Source organism: Rufibacter ruber, from assembly GCF_001647275.1.
GTDB lineage: Bacteria > Bacteroidota > Bacteroidia > Cytophagales > Hymenobacteraceae > Nibribacter > Nibribacter ruber_C.
In genome coordinates this window covers 1-5,609 of sequence record NZ_LRMM01000128.1, presented here as the reverse complement: position 1 = coordinate 5,609, position 5,609 = coordinate 1, and the positions used below count along the sequence as shown (strand labels likewise).

The 5,609-nt window shown below is 52.0% G+C and carries 6 protein-coding genes; 3 read left to right on the top strand and 3 right to left on the bottom strand.

Features of this window, described 5'->3' with window-relative positions; translation table 11 throughout:
• The first annotated feature begins 134 nt into the window (after positions 1-134).
• Positions 135-674 (top strand): pyridoxamine 5'-phosphate oxidase family protein, encoded by a 540-nt coding sequence (locus A8O25_RS21920; RefSeq protein WP_066839727.1) that lies wholly within the window; start codon positions 135-137, stop codon positions 672-674.
• A 274-nt stretch (positions 675-948) separates the two neighbouring features.
• On the opposite strand, the gene A8O25_RS21915 is transcribed toward A8O25_RS21920, so the two are convergent.
• Entirely contained in the window at positions 949-2,118 is a 1,170-nt protein-coding gene (locus tag A8O25_RS21915) for a trans-sulfuration enzyme family protein (RefSeq protein ID WP_066839725.1), read from the bottom strand.
• Between the two features lie 632 nt (positions 2,119-2,750).
• The gene (locus A8O25_RS21910; protein ID WP_082893831.1) at positions 2,751-3,173 is read right to left on the bottom strand and encodes an OsmC family protein; all 423 of its coding nucleotides are present in this window, start codon (positions 3,171-3,173) and stop codon (positions 2,751-2,753) included.
• 56 nt (positions 3,174-3,229) lie between these two features.
• Between A8O25_RS21910 and A8O25_RS21905 the strand changes: the two genes are divergently transcribed.
• Together A8O25_RS21905 and A8O25_RS24305 are read left to right on the top strand one after the other, a co-directional pair.
• Positions 3,230-4,141 carry a homoserine O-acetyltransferase family protein gene (locus A8O25_RS21905; protein WP_338152783.1) on the top strand — a complete coding sequence of 304 codons (912 nt, stop codon included), beginning with the start codon at positions 3,230-3,232 and terminating at the stop codon, positions 4,139-4,141.
• Complete coding sequence (locus tag A8O25_RS24305) at positions 4,104-4,283, top strand: hypothetical protein (RefSeq protein ID WP_338152782.1); 180 nt, start codon at positions 4,104-4,106, stop codon at positions 4,281-4,283. Before A8O25_RS21905 ends, A8O25_RS24305 begins: the two co-directional genes overlap by 38 nt.
• A gap of 214 nt (positions 4,284-4,497) precedes the next feature.
• Here the strand turns inward: A8O25_RS24305 and A8O25_RS21900 are convergent, their stop codons facing one another.
• Positions 4,498-5,376 (bottom strand): endonuclease/exonuclease/phosphatase family protein, encoded by an 879-nt coding sequence (locus A8O25_RS21900; protein ID WP_066839729.1) that lies wholly within the window; start codon positions 5,374-5,376, stop codon positions 4,498-4,500.
• Positions 5,377-5,609: the final 233 nt, after the last annotated feature.

Sequence of the window (5,609 nt, the reverse complement as noted above, 5' to 3'; positions counted from 1 at the left end):
CACAAGCCTAGAAAATTTCCTGTTTTCGGCCTGTTTTTGGAAAAACATGCGAAACAGGAATTGTCTTTCCCGCCCCAACATCCATATGCCGCAAAATCCAGTACATCTAGGTTCACCTAGCACTTGAAGGCACCATGGATAGCATCAATAAAAACCAACCCGAAGACAACTTAAAGAATTTGCAGGGCCAGGAGGCGGCCCAGAAAATGAAAGAGCTGGCCCAGAGCGCCGAAAGCTGCTTTTTCTGCACCAACATTACCAGCGGCCAGCCCATCACCTCGCGGCCCATGGCCGTGCTCAAAACCGATGATGGCGGCAGTTTCTGGTTCCTGACCTCAGATGATTCGCACAAGGTGGAGGAGTTGGAACGCGACCCGCTGGTGCAGCTGTTTTTTCAGGGCTCCAAATACTCAGACTTCCTCACGGTGCACGGCACGGCCCGCCTCAGCAAAGACAAAGCTAAAATCAAGGAACTCTGGAACCCCATGCTCAAAGTCTGGTTCACTGAAGGCGAAGAAGACCCACGTATTACGGTGCTGCAGGTAATTCCCACCGGCGGCTACTACTGGGACAACAAACACGGTAACGCCATCGCGTTTGTAAAACAGGCAGTGGGCGCGGCCATTGGCGTAACCCTGGATGATTCTGTTGAGGGAAAACTGGACGTGAAATAGGCATTCAAGCCGTTGAATAAAAAAAGCGTTTTCGCTCATTTCTGTAAATGAGCCCGAAAACGCTTTTTGGTTTTAACCCAAAACCAAATCATAACGCCTCCCCCCCTCTTTTGTCATCTTGGAAAGATCTTGTGGGCAAGCTAGAAAAGCGCTTAGTAAAAGCCTGGCTAGTTCGCCACCAAGGTCCTTTCAGGATGACCAAAGGAGAGGTAATTGAGTTAACGGTTCGGCTAAAATCTTCTAACAACGAACAACGAACAACCAATAACGAAACTCAGCACTTCTCCAGCGCCTGCAGAATATCGTTCAGAATATCATCTGCGTACTCTAAGCCCACTGAGATTCTGATCAAGCCCGGCGTAATGCCCACCGCCTGGCGTTCTTCCTCAGTAAGTTTGGCGTGGGTGGTACTGGCCGGGTGCGAGGCAATGCTGCGGGTATCACCCAGGTTGGCCGTCAAAGACATCAGCTGCAGGCTGTCCAGGAACTTGCGGCCGTTTTCCAGACCGCCTTTGAGTTCGAAGCAGAACAGTCCGCCGCCGTTTTTCATCTGTTTTCTGGCAATGTCAGACTTGGGGTGGCTGGGCAGGAACGGATATTTCACCCACGTCAGTTTCTCATGCCCCTGCAATTTAGTAGCCACGTTCAGCGCGTTGGCCGCGTGGCGCTCCATGCGCACATCCAGCGTCTCCAGGCTCTTGCTCAAGACCCATGCATTGAACGGCGACAAAGCGGGACCCGAACTCCGGCAGAACAGAAAAATTTCTTTCACCAGTTCTTTCTTGCCCACAACCACGCCGCCTAACACTCGCCCCTGGCCGTCAATCCATTTAGTAGCCGAATGCACCACTAAATCAGCCCCGTACTCAATGGGCCGCTGGTTCACGGGCGTAGCGAAGCAGTTGTCCACGTTCAGGATGATGTTATGCTTCCTGGTGAGTTTGCCCACGGCTTCCAGGTCAATGATGTCCAGCCCCGGGTTGGTAGGCGTTTCAAGGTAGAGCATCTTAGTATTCGGCCTGATGGCCGCTTCCCATTCCTCGGGGTTGTCTGCGCTCACGTAGCTGTACTCAATGCCGTACTTGGGCAGGTACTTGGTGATGATGGTGTGCGTGCTCCCGAAGATGGAGTTACAAGCCAGCAAATGGTCTCCGGCTTTCAATAAGGCCATGAACGAGGCAAACACCGCGCTCATGCCCGAGGCGGTGGCATGTCCGGCCTCGGCCCCTTCCAGGGCGCACATCTTGTCGGTAAACTCCTGCACGCCGGGGTTTGAGAACCGGCTGTAAATGTTGTCATCAGTCTCATCGGCGAACGCCGCCCGCATGCCCTCCGCGTTTTCAAACATGAAACTGCTGGTCAGGAACATAGGCGTAGAGTGCTCCATCTCGTTGGTGCGCTCGGTTTGTATTCTAATGGCTTTGGTAAGCGGGTGGTATTCCATAGTGGTACTTTTTGGTATCACGTATCAAGTAGCACGTAGCAAGACACATGAATTCTTTATCAAAGACTTTCTCTTTTAACTTTAGGTGATACTCCCCCTTTGAAGGGGACGAAGGGGATTTTTACACAAGCTGGTCTACGCATTTCAGATAGTGCGTTTTCGGCCTGTTTTTCAGAAAACAGGCCGAAAACAGAACTTCCTTTTGTTGAGCGTTGCTATTGAAGAAGTGCCTCCTGAACTTGACGAAGCTGCGTTGGCAACCGCTACTGGCCCAGACACTCGCAGGTCTGCAAGACGCTGCGAGGTCTTTTGAGCAATCGCCTCTCCAACTGGCGCGAGACTCCAGTCTCGTGACTTAGGATGCGGCGAGTCTCCAGACTCGCCGGGAACCATGAGCCGAAAATGCGCCCGTCCCCAATGCGTTCGTTCGCCGCCTATGCGGCGAGGGTAGTCCGGAGACTATCCAAATCCTATGTCCCGTGTCTGGAGACGCGCGCCAGAAAAGAAGCAAAGAGCTAAAACCTGTTTTGGGCCTAATTTCTAAAAAACAGGCCCAAAAAAGCTTCAGTCAAATCCTCTTTCAGGAAAGGGTTGGTAACTCTCCCCACTCAAGACTCGCGACTCAGCACTCGTTACGCAGTAACGCGCACCTCCCAGGTAATCTCGGCCCCGGCCCGGCGCAGCGTCTCGGCCACCGAGCAGTATTTCTCCATGGAAAGCTGGCAGGCACGGTCGGCCTTGGCCGAATCAATATTTCCTTGCAGCTCGAAGATGACGTGCACTTGTTTCCAGAGGCTGGGTTCTTTGCCGGCTTCGCGCTCGCCCGAGATGTCCATTTTGAACCCGGTGATTTCCTGACGCTGCTTCTTCAGAATCATGACTACGTCAATGCCGCTGCAGCCACCCAGGGCCATCAACAGCATCTGCATGGGGCGTACCCCGAAGTTCATTCCGCCGCTCTCTGGGCTGGTATCTGTGGTGATGACGTGGCCGTTGGCGTCCCGGGCCTCAAAGCCATAGTCGCCGCCCACGCGGTTCATCTCAATTCTTATCATATTTATTACGCTTTTACGCCTCCAGCTATTTACTTTGTAAAAGATAAAGGTACTACATGAATTATTTTCAATACAACCAACCTTTTGAATTAGAGGGAGGGCAAACGTTACCGGAAATTACCATTGCTTACCATACGTTCGGTCAGTTGAACGCAAAGAAAAGCAATGTGGTCTGGATTTGCCACGCCCTGACCGCTAATTCAAACGTGCTGGACTGGTGGGACGGACTTGTGGGGGAAAATAAAGCCATGGACCCTGACAAACATTTTATTGTCTGCGCCAACATTCTGGGCTCCTGCTACGGCAGCACCGGCCCGTTAAGCGTAAACCCTGAGACGCAGCAGCCTTATTACAATACCTTCCCGCAGGTCACCATCAGGGACATGGTGAAAGCGCACATTTTGCTGCGCGAACATCTGGGGCTAGACAAAATACACATTCTGGCGGGCGGTAGCTGTGGCGGTTACCAAGTGCTGGAATGGGCCGTGGCCGAACCTGAGGTGGCAGAGAACCTTTTCCTGTTGGCCACCTCCGCCGCCGAAAGCACGTGGGGCATTGGCATTCACACCACCCAACGCCTCATGCTGGAAGCCGATGGCACCTGGGGCGAACCCTGTCCTACCGCTGGAAGCAAAGGTCTAAAAGCGGCCCGCGCCCTGGGTATACTCACGTACCGCAATTACCAAATCCTGGCCCAGAACCAAACCGACCCAGACCCCGAGAAACTGGAAAATCACCGTGTCTCCTCATACCTCAACTACCAGGGAGACAAGTTAGTGGCACGTTTCAATGCCTACAGCTACTGGTTCCTGACCAAAGCCTTAGACAGCCACCACCTCGGCCGCGCGGGGCGGACGCTTAGAGCCTGTTTTGCAGAAAATAGCCCAGAAAACGCTCATCATAGCCATCAGCAGCGACATTCTCTGCCCCGTGCAGGAGCAGCAATTCCTGGCCCAGCACCTGCCTAACGCCACCTACGTAGAGATTGACTCCAACTACGGGCATGACGGGTTTATTATTGAGGGTAAGAAGATTACTAAGCATTTTGCGGCGTGGCTGGCAGAGGTAGAAGATGAACAATTAACAGCAAGCCCGGCAGTACCATTGTAGAAATTGATGAGCCAGCTTTAATAAAAGTTCTGCCGCAAGTTTAGCGATAGCGTAACTTGTGGTTACTAATCATGTAAGTTTTTAAACTTACATGCAAATTCCACAGCAGTCGGCACAGACACTCGCAGGTCTGAAAGACCCTGCGAGGTCTTTTGAGAAACTGCAACCCTGTTTTCGGCCTGTTTTCCCAAAAACAGACCGAAAACAGAATTCCCTACTTCTTCCCCTTCTTCACTACCTCCAATTCTACCATCACCGGGAAATGGTCTGACGGGTATTTGCCGGGACCGTAGGTGTTGGTCAAGATGCCATATTTCTTTACCTCAAACTGCGGCGTCAGGAAGATGTGGTCAATGCGCCGGTCGGTTTGGCGCTGTACGTTGAAACCGTTGAACGTACCGTTGGGTGCCAGCTTGAACTGCGCCGTCTCAAATGCGTCTTTCAGCTTGCCCGAGGTGTTCAGGATTTGGTAGCTTTCATCGTCCTGGTCAATGTTGAAATCGCCCATTAGCACCACCGGCGTGTTGGGCGCCACGGCCTGCATTCTGGCCAGAATCTGCTTGGAGCTTTCGCGGCGGGCTTCTACGCCGCGGTGGTCAAAGTGTAGGTTGTACACGTAAAAAACAAACCCAGAGCCTTTCTCTTTGAGCTGCACCCACGTGCAGATGCGCGGGAAAGCGGCATCCCAACCTTTGCTAGGCTTCTCCGGCGTAGCCGAAAACCAAAAAGTACCCGAATTCAGCACTTGAAATTTGTCTTTCTTGTAGAATATGGCCGCATATTCACCCTTCTCCTTCCCGTCATCACGCCCCACGCCGGCAAACGCAAACCCTGGCAATTCCTCCTGCAGATGCTGAATCTGGTGCCCCTTGCCTTCCTGTGTACCCACCACGTCAAAATCATACAACTTAATCAAGTTGGCCACCTGCGGGTACCGGTCTTTCCAGGGGTTCAGCGAATCGGCTTTCACATCAACCCGCACGTTGAACGAGGCCAATTTTAGTGTTTGCGCCTGCATGTCAGCAGAAACCAAGAAGCTAAAGCCGAAGGCAAATACCAGCAGCAGAACGCTGGGCAAAGAGAAAGTTTTCATAGAAGGAAGATTGAACCGACAGCGGTTAAACATGGAACTGCCTGCCCCAAATTAAAAAGAAATCCGTTCTGTTTTCGGCCTATTTTCAGAAAAACAGGCCGAAAACGCACTATCAATAATCTCTTCTTAGTTTACTATGTTTGATTGTCCCCCTTTGAAGGGGGTAGGGGGAGACAAGGGCTGCGGAAGAACCATCAGCTTTTATTTAGAACTGATTTTCAGAAATATGTGAT